This window comes from Allobosea sp. P4_C6, from assembly GCF_056402015.1.
On record NZ_JBFUIF010000003.1, the window covers coordinates 163,559 to 178,164 of the forward strand.

Genomic DNA, 14,606 nt, shown 5'->3' on the forward strand with positions numbered 1-14,606 from the left:
ATGACCGACATCCTCGCCAGGATCGAAGCCTATAAGCGCCAGGAGATCGCGGCGGCGAAGGCCGCCATGCCCCTCGCCGAGATCGAGCGGCACGCCCGCGCTGCCGGCAAGCCGCGCGGCTTCGCCGAGGCGCTGGCAGTGAAGGTCGCGGGCGGCACCCCTGCACTCATCGCCGAGATCAAGAAGGCCAGCCCGTCCAAGGGGCTGATCCGCGCCGATTTCGACCCGCCTTCGCTCGCCCGCGCTTATGCGGCCGGCGGCGCGGCCTGCCTCTCCGTGCTGACCGACGCACCCTCCTTCCAGGGCCGGCCGGAATTCCTGACGCAGGCGCGCGAGGCCTCTGGCCTGCCGGCACTGCGCAAGGATTTCCTCTACGACACCTATCAGGTCTATGAGGCGCGGGCCTGGGGTGCCGACTGCATCCTGATCATCATGGCCGGCGTCGACGACGAAACCGCCCGGGCATTGAACGAGACCGCGCGCGAGCTCGACATGGACGTGCTCGTCGAAGTCCATGACGACGCCGAACTCGATCGTGCACTGAAGCTCGAAAGCCGGCTTCTCGGCATTAACAATCGCGACCTGCGCAGCTTCAACGTCGATCTCGCCGTGACCGAGCGGCTGGCGCCACGCGTGCCCGCCGACCGTATCGTCATCAGCGAGAGCGGCATCTTCACCCATGCCGACGTCGCCCGGCTCAACACGATCGGCGTCAGCAGCTTCCTCGTCGGCGAAAGCCTGATGCGGCAGGCCGATATCACGGCGGCAACGCGGGCGCTGCTGACCGGGCAGGCGCAAGAGAGCGCGGCGTGAGCCGGCTCAGCCACCTCGACGCCCAGGGCCAGGCGCATATGGTCGATGTCGGCGGCAAGGCCGAGACGACCCGCACGGCAATAGCCGAGGGCAGCGTCGTGATGGCACCGGAGACGGTCGCGATCGTGCGCGATGGCAACGCTAGGAAGGGCGACGTGCTCGGCACGGCGCGGCTTGCCGGCATCATGGCGGCCAAGCGCACGCATGAGCTGATCCCGCTCTGCCATCCGCTGCTGCTGAGCAAGATCGCGGTCGATCTCGATCTCGACGAGGCGCTTCCGGGTGTGCGCGTGCGCGCCGAGGTCAAGATGACCGGCCAGACCGGCGTCGAGATGGAGGCGCTGACCGCCGTCTCGGTCGCCTGCCTCACCGTTTACGACATGGTCAAGGCGGTCGACCGGGCGATGCGGATCGAGAATATCCGGCTCGTGCACAAATCCGGCGGACAGTCCGGCGACTACGACGCGAAGGCTGGTTAGAGGAGTGAGCATGATGTCGCCCGAAAACCGGTTCTCACTTTTCGGCATCATGCTCTGATGGCGCTCACCCCGGTCCCCGTCGCGCGCAAGGCGTTGCTCGACAGCATTCCGGGGCCGACCGGAACCGAGACCCTGCCGCTCTCCCAATGCGGCTGGCGCGTGCTCGGCGCCGACGTGAAGGCGCTGCGCACCCAGCCGCCCTTCGCCAACTCGGCGATGGACGGCTACGCGGTTCGCGGTGACGACATGGCGGAAGGCGTCAGCCTTGCCGTGATCGGCGAATCCGCCGCCGGCCGGGCTTTCGAGGGCCGCGTCGGGCCGGGCCAGGCAGTGCGGATCTTCACCGGCGCACCGATGCCGGCCGGCGCCGACACCATCCTGATCCAGGAAGATGCCGACGGCGTCGACAGCCCGACGATCCGGGTGCGCGTGCCGCCGGCGAAGGGCAAGTTCCTGCGCGCCGCCGGGCTCGATTTTCATGAAGGCGATGTGTTGTTGGCGGCCGGACGGGTGCTCGACAGCGCCGCGCTCGGGCTCGCGGCGGCGATGGGGCATCCGGCTCTGCCGGTGCGGCGCAAGCCCCGCGTCGCGATCCTCGCCACCGGCGACGAATTGGTCGCTCCCGGCGAGCCCGTCGGGCGCGATCAGATCGTCGCCTCGAACTCGTTTTCACTGGCCGCGCTGGTCGAGAAGGCCGGCGGCGCTCCCCTCGATCTCGGTATCGCCCGCGACGATCATGCCGATCTCGCCGCCAAGATCGGACAGGCCCAGGCCGCCGATGCCGATGTGCTGATCACGCTTGGCGGCGCCTCCGTCGGCGCCCATGACCTCGTGCAGGAGGCTCTGACGCGGGCGGGCATGGAGCTCGGCTTCTGGAAGATCGCGATGCGGCCCGGCAAACCGATGATGACCGGCCGGCTCGGCCGCATGGTCGTGGTCGGCCTGCCCGGCAATCCGGTCTCCTCGATCGTCTGCGGCCACCTCTTCGTGCTGCCGCTGATAGAGGCTTTGCTCGGCATGGCCGATGCAGATCTGGACCGGAGCATCCCCGCCATCCTGGGTCGCGACATGCCGGCGAATGACGAGCGCGAGGATTATCTGCGTTCCGAGCTGGCGTTGAGCCCCGAGGGATGGGTGGCGACACCTTTCGGCCGGCAGGATTCCTCGATGCTCGGCACGCTGGCGCGAGCCCAGGCGCTGACGATCCGCCCCGCCTTCGCCGACGCGGCCAAGACGGGCGATCCCTGCCGGATCCTGCCGCTGCGGTAGGCCGCTTGCGGAACACAAGCAGAACGCGTATGGTGTTCGTGCTTTGTTTCGAATCTGCGCTTTGAAGGGCTGGCGGCAACCATGCTGACACGCAAGCAACACGAACTCCTGCGCTTCATCCAGGAACGCTTGCGCGAGAGCGGGGTGCCGCCCTCCTTCGACGAGATGAAGGACGCGCTCGATCTGCGCTCGAAATCCGGCATCCACCGGCTGATCATGGCGCTGGAGGAGCGCGGCTTCATCCGCCGCCTGCCCAACCGGGCGCGCGCGCTCGAAGTCATCAAGAAGCCCGACGGTCTCGGCGCCCCGCAGCCGCGCCCCCGGTTCAGTCCGGCCATCGTCCAGGGCGGTCTCGGATCGCAGCCCAGCCTCGGCAAGCCACGCCCGGGTTCCGGAGCCGATGAAGACAGCCGTTCCTCCATCGCGATCCCGGTGATGGGACGCATCGCCGCCGGCACGCCGATCTCGGCGATCCAGAGCCGCAGCCACACCGTCTCGCTGCCGCCCGACATGCTCGGCTCCGGCGAACATTACGCGCTCGAAGTGCGCGGCGATTCGATGGTCGAAGCCGGCATTCTCGACGGCGACACGGTCGTCATCCGCAGGCAGGACACGGCCAATACCGGCGATATCGTGGTGGCGCTGATCGACGACGAAGAGGCTACCCTCAAGCGGCTGCGCAAGCGCGGCTCCTCGATCGCGCTCGAAGCGGCGAACCCGGCCTACGAAACCCGCGTGCTCGGACCGGACCGGGTCAAGATCCAGGGCCGTCTCGTCAATCTGATGCGGCGCTACTGAAGCCGTTCGATGTCGGCGTCGCTGTCGACGGACACCGATGCCGGGTTGGTGGGTGGCTGATTGTTGGCCCGCGGCGCGGGTGGCGTCGCCTGCGTCTGCTCGCGGCGGCGGCTCCAGGGACGGTCTGCGGCGCCCTGCTCCGAGACATGGCTGCTCCAGCCTGTCGCTGTTCGATAGAGCGAGGTCGCGGCTCAGCGCGCCACGGCTGATCAACCTCGCCTTGCAGGCGCCGCTCCAGGAAATCGCGGTGACGACGAGGTCGGCGCGGAGGCAGTCCTCGATGATTGCGAGCCGATCGCGCGTGTAAGACACGGTGCGCTGATCGGCCGTGCGGCCGATGCAGCCCAGGCTGTCGCAAACGATGCCGGCCCGCAGCGTCGGATCGTCCGGCGAGCGGCTGTCACCATCGGACGAGAGCCATTGTTGCAGGACAAAGCGGCTGGGCTTTCCGGCGATGGCGAGCCGGCCATCGGCTCCGCGCAGCGCTAGACCCGAGCCGTCGCGTTCGATCAGGATCTCCGGCCGCTCGGGCTTGCCGGCGACGGCGACGCCGAACATGAGCGGGATGGCCGCCAGCCAGCGCCAGGCCGTTGTCCAGAGCGTCAGCCAGAGCAATGTCAGCACGAAGCAGACGAGCACGGCGGGACCGAAGGCCGCGATCATCACCGTTGAATGGTCGATGGCCGCGACCCAGTGCGCCACCTTCAGCACGACATCCGAGGCGAGCCCCATCAGCGCCCAGGCCGGCCAATCCAGCCCGAAGGGATAGGCCAAAACGCCGAAGACCGCCGCCGGCATGACGAAGAGCGAGACGAAGGGCAGCGCCATGGCATTGCCGAGCAGCCCGAAAGGATTGAAGGTCTGGAAGTGATAGGCGCCGAAGGGTGCGGTCGCCGCCGTGGCGAGCAAGGTGGTGACGACGATGCCGAGCGCTGCGGTCCAGAGCGGGCCGACAGGCCAAGGCAGAACTGGCGGAGGCCGGGCGCGGTCCCGCCGCTCCCAACGTTCGGCGAAGGCGATCAGTGCCGCGACCGCGCCGAAGGACATCTGGAAGCTCGGCCCGAGCAGGGCCTCGGGCTCGCGCAGCAGCACGATCATCGCAGCGAGCGCGAGGTTGCGCATGCTCAACGCCGCGCGGTCGACCAGGATGGCGCCCAGCATCACCAGCGTCATGATCAGCGAGCGTTCGGTCGCGACGTCGCTGCCCGAGAAGATGCAGTAGGCGGTTGCACCGAGCATGGCGGCCACGGCGGCGAGCTTCTTGACCGGCCAACGCAATGCGATCGTCTGCGAGAGCGCCAGCAAGGCTCGCACCAGCCAGAAGATCGTGCCGGCGGCGAGCACCATGTGGAGCCCCGAGATCGAGACGATATGGTAGATGCCGGCGGCGCGCAGGTCGTTGTTGGTCGCCTCGGTGATCAGCCCGCGCTTGCCCGTGACGAGCGCGGCCGCCACCGCGCCGCCCTGCCCGCCGCCGGCCTCGGCGATGCGCCGGGTCAGGGCGTTGCGGGCCTTGTCGATCGCCACATCGATCGCCAGACGCGTCGGCATCGGATAGGGCGGCGGCGCCAAAGCGAGCTTGCCGGATATGCTGCCGACAGCTCCGATTCCCTTGAAGAAGGCGTCGCGGCCGAAATCATAGCCGCCCGCCCGCGCCGGCCCCGGCGGAGGCAGCAGCCGGGCGGTCGCGACGATATGGTCCCCGGGCGCGACGGAGCCGGCGCGGATGTTGACGCGCACCCGCTTCGGGCGCTCGCCCTCCGGCACCCCCGCGAGATCGGTCACCAGCACGACGATGCGGGCGCCGTTGTCCCTTGCCTCCACGGTTTCGACATAGCCTGTCAGCTTGCCGATCCGCGGCCGCTCCAGCATCGGTGCTGATATGTCGGCAGTACGCCAGACCCCCGCCCCAAAGCCGGCAAAAGCGGCGGCCGCAGCCAGGCAAGCCATCGATGGGAGGCAATGGAAGCGCAGGGCAAAGGCAAGTCCGATGCTCAGGACGAGGCCAAGCAACGGCGCCCACAAAGCCGGCTCACGATCTGCCGCGAAATAAAACACGATGCCGGCGCCCATCGCCACGGGCAGCCACAGGAACGGGCGGCGGCGCTCGGCCTCCAGCGCGAGGGCACGGCCGAACTGCGCCCGCCAGCCCTGCAACCAGGCATCGAAGCGCACCGGCGCCAGCCAGGATGGCCGCAAACGCAGAGGCACGGCGCCAACGCGGGCGCCGCGCCGTTCCCCCTGCCCTGACGGCCCCGGCTGCATCGCCTGCCCCATCCCCATCGGCATTGCGATTTGACCGCTTAACCTTTCCGGCCAAGCCATGTTACAGGGCGCGCGCCGGTTGTCATGTCATGACCTGCGCCATTTCCCACGTTTACCCCGGACGGTTTTCCCCGCCCGGCCGGAGTCGCCTCCCATGAGCAACGCCGTCGTCACGCGCTTTGCGCCCTCGCCCACCGGTTTCCTGCATATCGGCGGGGGCCGCACGGCGCTGTTCAACTGGCTCTACGCCCGCCGGCACGGCGGCAAGATGCTGCTGCGCATCGAGGACACGGACCGGGAACGTTCGACCGACGCCGCCATCACGGCGATCCTCGACGGGCTGGAGTGGCTCGGCCTCGATTGGGACGGCCAGACCGTCTACCAGTTCCAGCGCGCGGCGCGCCATCGCGAGGTCGCCGAGCAGATGCTCGCCGCCGGCAAGGCCTATCATTGCTACGCCACCCCGGCCGAGCTCGACGAGATGCGCGAGAAGGCCCGCGCCGAGGGCAAGCCGCTGCGCTATGACGGGCGCTGGCGCGACCGCGACCCGGCGACGGCGCCGGCCGGCGTCAAGCCGGTGATCCGCCTGAAGGCGCCGCAGACCGGCGAGACGGTGGTCAATGACGAGGTGCAGGGCCGCGTCGTCTGGCAGAACGAGAATCTCGACGATCTCGTGCTGCTGCGCTCGGACGGCAACCCGACCTATATGCTCGCCGTCGTCGTCGACGACCACGACATGGGCGTGACCCACGTCATCCGCGGCGACGACCATCTGACCAACGCCGCCCGCCAGACCCAGATCTACGATGCGCTTGGCTGGGACGTGCCGAGCATGTCGCATATCCCGCTGATCCATGGGCCGGACGGCGCCAAGCTCTCGAAGCGCCACGGTGCGCTCGGCATCGATGCCTATCGCTCTATGGGCTATCTGCCGGCAGCATTGCGCAACTATCTCGTGCGGCTGGGCTGGAGCCATGGCGACCAGGAGGTCTTCTCGACGCAGGAGATGATCGATGCCTTCAATCTCTCCTCGATCGGCCGCTCGCCCGCGCGCTTCGACTACGCCAAGCTCGAGAACCTCAACGGGCTCTACATGCGCCAGTCGAGCGACCAGGAGCTGCTCGATGCGCTCAAGGTCATCTTGCCGGAGATCGGGCCGGCACGCGGGGTCGGGCCGACGCTGTCGCCCGAGCTCGAGGCGAAGTTCCTTGCCGCCATGCCGGGGCTCAAGGAGCGCGCCAAGACGCTGGTGGAGCTGCTCGACAGCGCGTTCTATCTCTATGCCCCGCGCCCGCTGAAGCTCGACGAGAAGGCCGCCGGGCTTCTCGACGACGCAGCGCGCCAGCGTCTCTCGCAGATCGCCGAGAAACTCGCTGCCGTCGCCGACTGGATGCCCGCGCCTCTCGAAGCTGCCGTGAGGGCCTATGCCGAGGAGAACGGCCTGAAGCTCGGCCAGGCGGCACAGCCGCTGCGCGCCGCGCTGACGGGACGGGCGATGTCTCCGGGGCTGTTCGACGTGATGGCCGTGCTCGGCCGCGAGGAGACATTGGCGCGGCTCGCAGACCAGGCGTGAGCCGCTCAGGAGCACAGCCGGGCCGATGGATCGCCGTGCTTGCGGCTCCCGCTGCAACGATTGCAAGGGGATGGAAGAGCACCGGCGCCTTGCTCGCGGAGATATGAGCGAGGCGCGGTTCGAACCGCCTTTTGGCTCGGTTGAATGCGCTGGGCAAATGGTCTAGTGACGCGCAAGTGCGTTGCGCTGCAGCACCGTGGCGGGGCACGAATATTGCTTGTATATCAGCTACATGGATCGCCTTCTAACTCCTCCGACGACATGTTCCCGTCATATCGCGGCCTTCGGATGGGGGAAGCCCGGCGCGAAAGCTCCGGCCAGCAGGCGAAACAGGGGCTGAACAGCAGCGAGCCTTGAAAGGATCGGTATCGATGAGCGGAAACACGAGCCAGCTCCAGGTCGGCGACAAGACCGTCGACATGGCGATCAAGACGGGATCGGTCGGTCCCTCCGTCATCGACATCGCCAAGCTCTACGCCCAAACGGGCATGTTCACCTACGACCCCGGCTTCACCTCGACGGCGAGCTGCGAGTCGCAGATCACATATATCGACGGCGATGCCGGCATCCTGCTCTATCGCGGCTATCCGATCGACCAGCTCGCCGAGCACGGCGATTTCCTCGAGACCTGCTATCTGCTGCTTTACGGCGAGCTGCCGACCGCCGCCCAGAAGGCGGATTTCGACTATCGCATCACGCGCCACACCATGGTGCACGAGCAGATGGCCCGCTTCTTCCAGGGCTTCCGCCGCGATGCGCATCCGATGGCCGTCATGGTCGGCTCGATCGGCGCAATGTCGGCCTTCTATCACGACTCGACCGACATCTCGGACCCGCAGCAACGCATGATCGCCTCGATGCGGATGATCGCGAAGGTGCCGACGCTCGCCGCGATGGCCTACAAGTACACGGTCGGCCAGCCCTTCGTGTATCCGCTGAACTCGCTGGACTACACCTCGAACTTCCTGCGCATGTGCTTCGCGGTGCCTGCCGAGGAGTACAAGGTCAATCCGGTGCTGTCGCGCGCACTCGACCGCATCTTCATCCTGCACGCCGACCACGAGCAGAATGCCTCGACCTCGACGGTGCGTCTCGCGGGCTCGTCGGGTGCCAACCCCTTCGCCTGCATCGCGGCCGGCACGGCCTGCCTGTGGGGGCCCGCTCATGGCGGCGCCAACGAGGCGGCGCTCAAGATGCTCGAGGAGATCGGCTCGGTCGACAACATCCCGAAGTATATCGCCAAGGCGAAGGACAAGAACGATCCGTTCCGCCTGATGGGCTTCGGCCACCGGGTCTACAAGAACTACGATCCGCGCGCCAAGATCATGCAGAAGACCACGCATGAGGTGCTGAACGAGCTCGGCATCAAGGACGACCCGCTGCTCGACGTCGCGATCGAGCTGGAGCGCATCGCGCTCAGCGACGAATATTTCATCGAGAAGAAGCTCTACCCGAACATCGACTTCTATTCGGGCATCACGCTGAAGGCGATGGGCTTCCCGACCTCGATGTTCACCGTGCTCTTCGCCGTGGCCCGCACCGTCGGCTGGATCGCACAGTGGAAGGAGATGATCGAGGACCCGTCCCAGAAGATCGGCCGTCCGCGTCAGCTCTATACCGGCTCGCCGCAGCGCGACTATTCGCCGATCGGCCGCCGCTGAACCCAGCGCCGCGAACGATGACGACAAGGGCGCGGTGGCCTCCACCGCGCCCTTATTGTTTCAGATGATTGATGAAAGTCGCGCAGGTGATCCGCCGGCGCGGGCAGCTAAAGTCGGGGCTTCCAACGGAGGCCCGTTCATGACCGACAACCGCTTTCTCGACCGCCGCTCCTTCCTCATAGCGGCAGGAGCCGCCGGGCTCGCCGGCACCCAGGCCCGGGCGCAGGCCGCGTTTCCGACCCGGCCGATCACGCTCATCGTGCCCTTCGCCGCTGGCGGCTCGACCGATATCGTCGCCCGTCTCGTCGGCCAGAAGATGGGCGAGCTCATCGGCCAGAATATCGTGATCGAGAACCGGGCCGGTGCCGGCGGCAACATCGGGTCCACCGCCGTCGCGCGCGCGGCGCCGGACGGCTACACGCTGCTGCTCGGTACGATCTCGACGCACGCCCTCAATCCCGCGATCCTGAAGACGGTGACCTTCGACGCCGTGAAGGACTTCACCCCCATCTCGCTGCTCGCGATCGTTCCCAACGTGATGGTGGTGCACCCCGACTTCCCGGCCAAGACGGTCAAGGAGGTGCTGCAGGTGCTGAAGGACAATCCGGGCAAGTACTCCTATGCCTCGTCCGGCGTCGGCACGCCGCTGCATCTCTCCGGGGAGCTCTTCAAATCGCTCGGCGGCGTCCAGATGAACCATGTGCCCTATCGCGGCGCCGGGCCGGCGCTGAACGACGTCGTCTCCGGCGCGGTGCCGATCATGTTCGACAACCTGCCCTCCTCCGCCGGCTTCATCCGCAACGGCCAGCTGCGGGCGATCGGCGTCACGACCAAGGAGCGCGTCTCGTCCTTCCCCGATCTTCCGACCATCGCCGAGGGCGGCCTCGCCGGCTACGAGACCTATACCTGGAACGCGCTGTTCGGCCCGGCGAACATGCCTCGGCCGATCGTCGACAAGCTCAACCAGGTCGCCAATCAGGCGCTCAAGGACGAGAACGTGAAGAAGAGGCTCAACGACGTCAGTGCCGACATCGTCGGCTCGACACCGGAGCAACTCGGCGAGCACGTCAAGGTCGAGCTGGCCAAATGGGCGCCGATCGCCAAGGCCTCCGGCGCGGTCGTCGAGTAGGCGGCCCTTATAAGTTCAAGCCTCGCGGTCAGCCTGCGAGGCAACCAAGGCCAGCGCCGCTTCGACGGCGTTGGCGGCAGGGCTCGGCCCGGCCGAGCGCATGATTGTCTCGACTTCGGCGAAGCCATCGAGCTGCGCCTGTCGTTCAGTGCCTTCAGCTAGCGCTATGAGCAGCTTTCGGCTCAAGGAGTCCGCCGTCGCGTCATCCTGAATGAATTCGGGGACGACGCTCCGGCCGACGATCAGGTTGGGCAGGATCACGCTCGGCACCTTGATAAGCCGCCGGGCCAGCACCGCCTCCCAGCCTGCCCCGCGATAGGCCGCAACCGTCGGCACGCCGGACAGCGCCAGTTCGAGCGTCACGGTGCCGGAAGCGGCCAGGGCTGCGCGGGCTCCCCGAAAAGCCGCGAGCTTCCCCGCCTCGCCGCTGATGATCTCCGGTGCGACCGGCCAGCGCGCCACCGCCTCCGCTATCATCGGCTGCAGCCGGGCAACGGCCGGCAGAACGAAGCGCGCGCCGGGAACAGCAGCGGCCACCCGTGCGACCGCCTCACCGAAAACCGGCATCAGATGGTGGATCTCGGAGCGCCGGCTGCCGGGCAGGACCAGCACCTGCGGCTGCGCAGAATCATCGCGCATGCCCTGCTCGGCTGGGTTCGGCCTGAATTCGGCGAGGCGCTCCATCAGCGGATGGCCGACATAGATCGTCTCGGGACCGTGAAGCCGCGCCAGCGCGGCGGGCTCGAACGGCAGCAGCGCCAGGATGCGGTCGACATGCGGCGCCATGCGGCGCGCCCGGCCGGAGCGCCAGGCCCAGACACTCGGGCAAACCCAGTGCACGATCGGGATATGAGGCGAGCGCGCGCGAACCTTCTTCGCCACACGCAGGCAGAAATCCGGGCTGTCGATCGTCAGTAGCAGATCGGGCTGGAAATCGGCGATACCGCGGGCGGCATCCTCCATCCGCCTCAGGAGAAGTGGGAGGCGTGCGATCACCGGACCGAAGCCCATCACCGCGATATCGGCCTGCGGAAAGAACGGCACCAGCCCTGCTTGCGGAAGGCCGTGATCGCCGACGCCGCGCAATTCGATGGGGCGATCGCCCAATCGCTCGCGGAAGGCCGCAAGGAAGCGCAGTGCGAGCGCATCGCCGGAGGCTTCGCCCGCTATGATGGCGAGCTTGAAGGGGCGCATCAGGCCACGCCTTCGATGAAGAGCCCGAGCTGATCCGCCTGTCGCCCAAGCGCTTCGCGGTCACCGACCAGCACCTCGCCCGCCCTCAGCCCGATGCCCGACAAACCGGCTTCGGCGATGTTGCGCAAGGTGTCCGGCCCGATGGCTGGCATATCGACGCGAAGATCCTGCCCCGTTTTAGGAGCCTTCACGAGCACGCCGTCGCCCTTGCCGATCTTGAGGCGCCCGCGCGCGACGAGATCCGCGACGCGCCTGATCATCGCGTCCGTACCCTCGGCGGCCTCGATCGCGATGACCCGATGGTCGGCTAGGATCGCCGTCTGGCCGACATCGAACGGCGACAGCGCAGCCAGCAGCGAGAAGCCATGCCCGAGCATGGCCTGCTGCTCTGCCATCGCCTGCCTGCGGCCGAGCGGCCCCCGGGGCGCAGTCAGCTCCGGCGCAATGTCCGCCGGGCCGTGGACGCGGAAGCCTTGCTCCTCGAAGAAGCGGACGACGCCACGCAGCAGATGGTCGTCGCCGCCCTGGAACGCGCGCGCGAAGTGAGGCAGATACTTCAAGGTCGAGGCTTCCGGCCGCAGCGCCCCGAAGCTGGGCCGCGGCAGGCTTCCCAGCATGACGATGTCGCCAATGCTGCGCCGGCGCAACTCGCTCAGCAGGCTGCCGAGCTGGCCGAGACGGTAGCTCCGCACATCGGCATCGCCGAAAGCCGCGGGGTCGGCCGCGCCTTCCAGCGCCGCAATGAAGGGCCGCTCACCATGCCCGGCGAGAATTTGGGCCAATCGGACCGGATACTGGCCTGCGCCCGCGATCATCACGAGCGGGCCGTGCACGGTTCTCCCGGAGCTCACCTCTCCACGGCGGAGACGTCATGCGGCATGCACAGCGCCTTGTCGCCGCCTTCCCTGATGAAATCCAGGATCTCGTGGACCAGCGGATGCGAGGCGAACTCGGCCGCGACGTCCTCGACACGCTCGGTCAAGGTTCCTTCATCGGCGAAGAGCAGGCGGTAGGCGCGGCGCAGCTCGTGGATCTGCTCGCGCGTGAAGCCGCGGCGCTTGAGGCCGATGAGATTCAGCCCGACGAGATGGGCGGGATTGTCACGGATCGTGCCGAAGGGAATGACGTCGCTCAACACCCCGGCTCCGCCGCCGATGAAGGCATGATCGCCGATACGGATGAATTGCTGCAGGCCAGCGCCGCCACCGACGATGACGAAATTGCCGATCGTGACATGACCGGCGCACATCACGTTGTTCGAGAAAATGACGCTGCTGCCGAGACGGCTGTCATGGCCGACATGCGAGTTGGCCAGGAAGAAGCAGCGATCGCCGACGCTCGTGACCATGCCCCCGCCCTCGGTGCCGGGGTTCATGGTGACCCCCTCGCGGATCTGGCATTCCTCGCCGATCGTCAGCGTCGACGGCTCGCCACGATATTTCACGTCCTGAGGCGGATGCCCAATCGAGGCGAAGGGATAGATCCGCGTGCGCGCTCCGACCGTGGTGCGGCCGGCGACGACCACGTGGCTGAGGAGCTCGACGCCCTCACCAAGTACGACATCGGGACCAACGGTGCAGAATGGTCCGATCCGGACCCCCGCGCCGAGTTGCGCCTTGGGGTCGACAACCGACATGGGATGAATGGAAGGGCTCATCGGGAGCTGATCCTGATCTCGCAACGCCGCTGCCTCAAACGACCATGGCCGAAATCTCGGCCTCGGCCACGAGCACGCCGTCCACCCGCGCCTCGCCGCGGTAGAACCAGATATTGCGCTTGCGGGCCAGCTTGGTCATGTGGAAGCGCAGCGTGTCGCCGGGGATGACAGGCTTACGGAACTTGGCCTTGTCGATCGTCGTGAACAGGACCGTCTTGACCTCCTGCTCCCCCGCAGCGCGTGCGTTGACGACCAGCACGCCGGCTGTCTGCGCCATGGCCTCGATCATGAGCACGCCCGGGAAGACGGGCCGCTCCGGGAAGTGGCCGGTGAACTGCGGCTCGTTGACGGTGACGTTTTTGATGCCAACGCCGGACTGGTCCCCATCGATCTCGACGACCCGGTCGACTAGCAGAAAGGGATAGCGGTGGGGAATGCTGGCCATGATCTTCTGGATGTCGATCACACCCAGTGCCGTCGTCGCCTCGCTCATTGTCTGTCTTCTCCCGCGCGCCGTCCCGGGGCGACGCTTCGCATTCTCTTGAACAGGACGATTGCGAAAACCGCTTCCGCAATCGGCAACAATTCCAAAGCCTTCCGCCCCGTTTGCCGGAAACAGGGGGGCTTCGGCAACATAAATCTCTCTGCTTCTTCACGAGAAGGAGCGCAGGCCTCCCGCCCAAATCCGGTCGGGAGCTAGTCAGTCCTGAGGTGTGTCGGGTTTCCGGCCACGCTTGGCGACCAGAAGCTTGAGCAGGGCGATTTCGCGCGCCCACGCCAAAGCCGGCTGTGCCGGAGAGCCGCCATAGCGGGAGCCGCGCGGGACATCCCCGGCTACGCCGCTCTGCGCGGCGATCTGGGCACCCGCGCCGACCGTCATATGGCCGGCGAGGCCGACCTGGCCGCCGAGGACGACGAAGTCCTCCAATGTCGACGAGCCGGCGAGGCCCGTCTGGGCGCAGATCACGCAATGGCGGCCGATCACGCAATTATGCCCGATCTGGACGAGGTTATCGATCTTCGTGCCTTCGCCGATCACCGTATCGCGGCTGGCGCCGCGATCGATGGTGGTGTTGGCGCCGATCTCGACATCGTCCTGGATGATGACCCTGCCGATCTGCGGCACCTTCATGTGCCCTTTCGGGCTCATGGCGAAGCCGAAGCCATCCTGCCCGATGCGGGCGCCGGGATGGATGATCACGCGGTTGCCGATCAGTGCGGACTGGATCGTGCTGCCCGCACCGATCGAGCAATTGCGACCGATCCGGACCTGCGGGCCGATCACCGCATGAGAGGCAACGACGGTTCCTGCCCCGATCTCGGCACCGGGGCCGATGACGGCACCCGGATCGACCGTCACGCCGGGCTCAAGCACGGCGGTGGCGTGGACGAAGGCGCCCGGAGCCACGCCCTGCGAGGCAAAAACGGATTCGGGCCGCAACGCCGCAGGGAAGAACCGCGCCAATATCTTGGCGAAGGCGTGATACGGCGCGGGGCATATCAACGCGACCGTGCCGGCAGGGACGCGATCGGCGAAGCGCGACGAAACCAGACACAGCCCCGCCTTCGTCGCCGCCAGCGCCTCTGCGTATTTGGGGTTGTCCATATAGGCGAGATCGGACGGGCCGGCCGTTTCGAGGGCTGCAGCCCCTTCGACCCGACGCGCAACATCGACACCCGCGGGAAGCGAAGCGCCGGAAATGCTTGCGACCTCGCTGAAGTCGAGCGAGGTCGCAAGCGGAAAGAAGATGGGCTCTGCCATGATCAG

Annotated in this window: 13 protein-coding genes and 1 pseudogene; 8 read left to right on the plus strand and 6 right to left on the minus strand. The window is 67.3% G+C overall.

Annotated features, from left to right (window positions below):
• From trpC to lexA, 4 genes are all read left to right on the plus strand, one after another.
• Positions 1-813 (plus strand): indole-3-glycerol phosphate synthase TrpC, encoded by an 813-nt coding sequence (gene trpC / locus AC1DVA_RS03650; protein WP_476805005.1) that lies wholly within the window; start codon positions 1-3, stop codon positions 811-813.
• Positions 810-1,292 carry a cyclic pyranopterin monophosphate synthase MoaC gene (moaC, locus tag AC1DVA_RS03655; protein WP_476805006.1) on the plus strand — a complete coding sequence of 161 codons (483 nt, stop codon included), beginning with the start codon at positions 810-812 and terminating at the stop codon, positions 1,290-1,292. The genes trpC and moaC overlap by 4 nt, the downstream gene beginning before the upstream one ends.
• Before the next feature lie 57 nt (positions 1,293-1,349).
• On the plus strand, positions 1,350-2,561 hold the full coding sequence (locus tag AC1DVA_RS03660) for a molybdopterin molybdotransferase MoeA (protein ID WP_476805007.1): 1,212 nt from the start codon (positions 1,350-1,352) through the stop codon (positions 2,559-2,561).
• Between the two features lie 81 nt (positions 2,562-2,642).
• Positions 2,643-3,359: a transcriptional repressor LexA gene (gene lexA / locus AC1DVA_RS03665; RefSeq protein WP_476805008.1), complete on the plus strand. Its 717-nt coding sequence runs from the start codon at positions 2,643-2,645 to the stop codon at positions 3,357-3,359.
• A 648-nt stretch (positions 3,360-4,007) separates the two neighbouring features.
• On the opposite strand, the pseudogene AC1DVA_RS03670 reads toward lexA, so the two are convergent.
• Positions 4,008-5,432, minus strand: a pseudogene (locus AC1DVA_RS03670) (ComEC/Rec2 family competence protein); the annotation flags it as partial.
• On the opposite strand from AC1DVA_RS03670, the gene AC1DVA_RS03675 reads away from it, so the two are divergent.
• The 4 genes from AC1DVA_RS03675 to AC1DVA_RS03690 all read left to right on the plus strand — a co-directional run bounded on the left by AC1DVA_RS03675 (position 5,322) and on the right by AC1DVA_RS03690 (position 9,987).
• Positions 5,322-5,609: a hypothetical protein gene (locus tag AC1DVA_RS03675; RefSeq protein ID WP_476805009.1), complete on the plus strand. Its 288-nt coding sequence runs from the start codon at positions 5,322-5,324 to the stop codon at positions 5,607-5,609. The pseudogene AC1DVA_RS03670 and the gene AC1DVA_RS03675 overlap by 111 nt on opposite strands.
• A gap of 169 nt (positions 5,610-5,778) precedes the next feature.
• Positions 5,779-7,197, plus strand: coding sequence for a glutamate--tRNA ligase (gltX, locus tag AC1DVA_RS03680; protein WP_476805010.1), 1,419 nt, complete (start codon positions 5,779-5,781; stop codon positions 7,195-7,197).
• Positions 7,198-7,568: 371 nt separating this feature from the next.
• Entirely contained in the window at positions 7,569-8,858 is a 1,290-nt protein-coding gene (gene gltA, locus AC1DVA_RS03685; protein ID WP_265053543.1) for a citrate synthase, read from the plus strand.
• A gap of 139 nt (positions 8,859-8,997) precedes the next feature.
• Entirely contained in the window at positions 8,998-9,987 is a 990-nt protein-coding gene (locus AC1DVA_RS03690; protein WP_476805011.1) for a Bug family tripartite tricarboxylate transporter substrate binding protein, read from the plus strand.
• Positions 9,988-10,002: 15 nt separating this feature from the next.
• On the opposite strand, the gene lpxB is transcribed toward AC1DVA_RS03690, so the two are convergent.
• From lpxB to lpxD, 5 genes are all read right to left on the minus strand, one after another.
• Positions 10,003-11,181 carry a lipid-A-disaccharide synthase gene (lpxB, locus tag AC1DVA_RS03695; RefSeq protein WP_476805012.1) on the minus strand — a complete coding sequence of 393 codons (1,179 nt, stop codon included), beginning with the start codon at positions 11,179-11,181 and terminating at the stop codon, positions 10,003-10,005.
• Complete coding sequence (locus AC1DVA_RS03700) at positions 11,181-12,014, minus strand: LpxI family protein (protein WP_476805013.1); 834 nt, start codon at positions 12,012-12,014, stop codon at positions 11,181-11,183. Before AC1DVA_RS03700 ends, lpxB begins: the two co-directional genes overlap by 1 nt.
• A 14-nt stretch (positions 12,015-12,028) precedes the next feature.
• Positions 12,029-12,838: an acyl-ACP--UDP-N-acetylglucosamine O-acyltransferase gene (gene lpxA, locus AC1DVA_RS03705; protein WP_265053547.1), complete on the minus strand. Its 810-nt coding sequence runs from the start codon at positions 12,836-12,838 to the stop codon at positions 12,029-12,031.
• Between the two features lie 34 nt (positions 12,839-12,872).
• Positions 12,873-13,331 (minus strand): 3-hydroxyacyl-ACP dehydratase FabZ, encoded by a 459-nt coding sequence (gene fabZ, locus AC1DVA_RS03710; protein WP_476805014.1) that lies wholly within the window; start codon positions 13,329-13,331, stop codon positions 12,873-12,875.
• A 207-nt stretch (positions 13,332-13,538) separates the two neighbouring features.
• Entirely contained in the window at positions 13,539-14,600 is a 1,062-nt protein-coding gene (gene lpxD, locus AC1DVA_RS03715) for a UDP-3-O-(3-hydroxymyristoyl)glucosamine N-acyltransferase (protein WP_476805015.1), read from the minus strand.
• Positions 14,601-14,606: the final 6 nt, after the last annotated feature.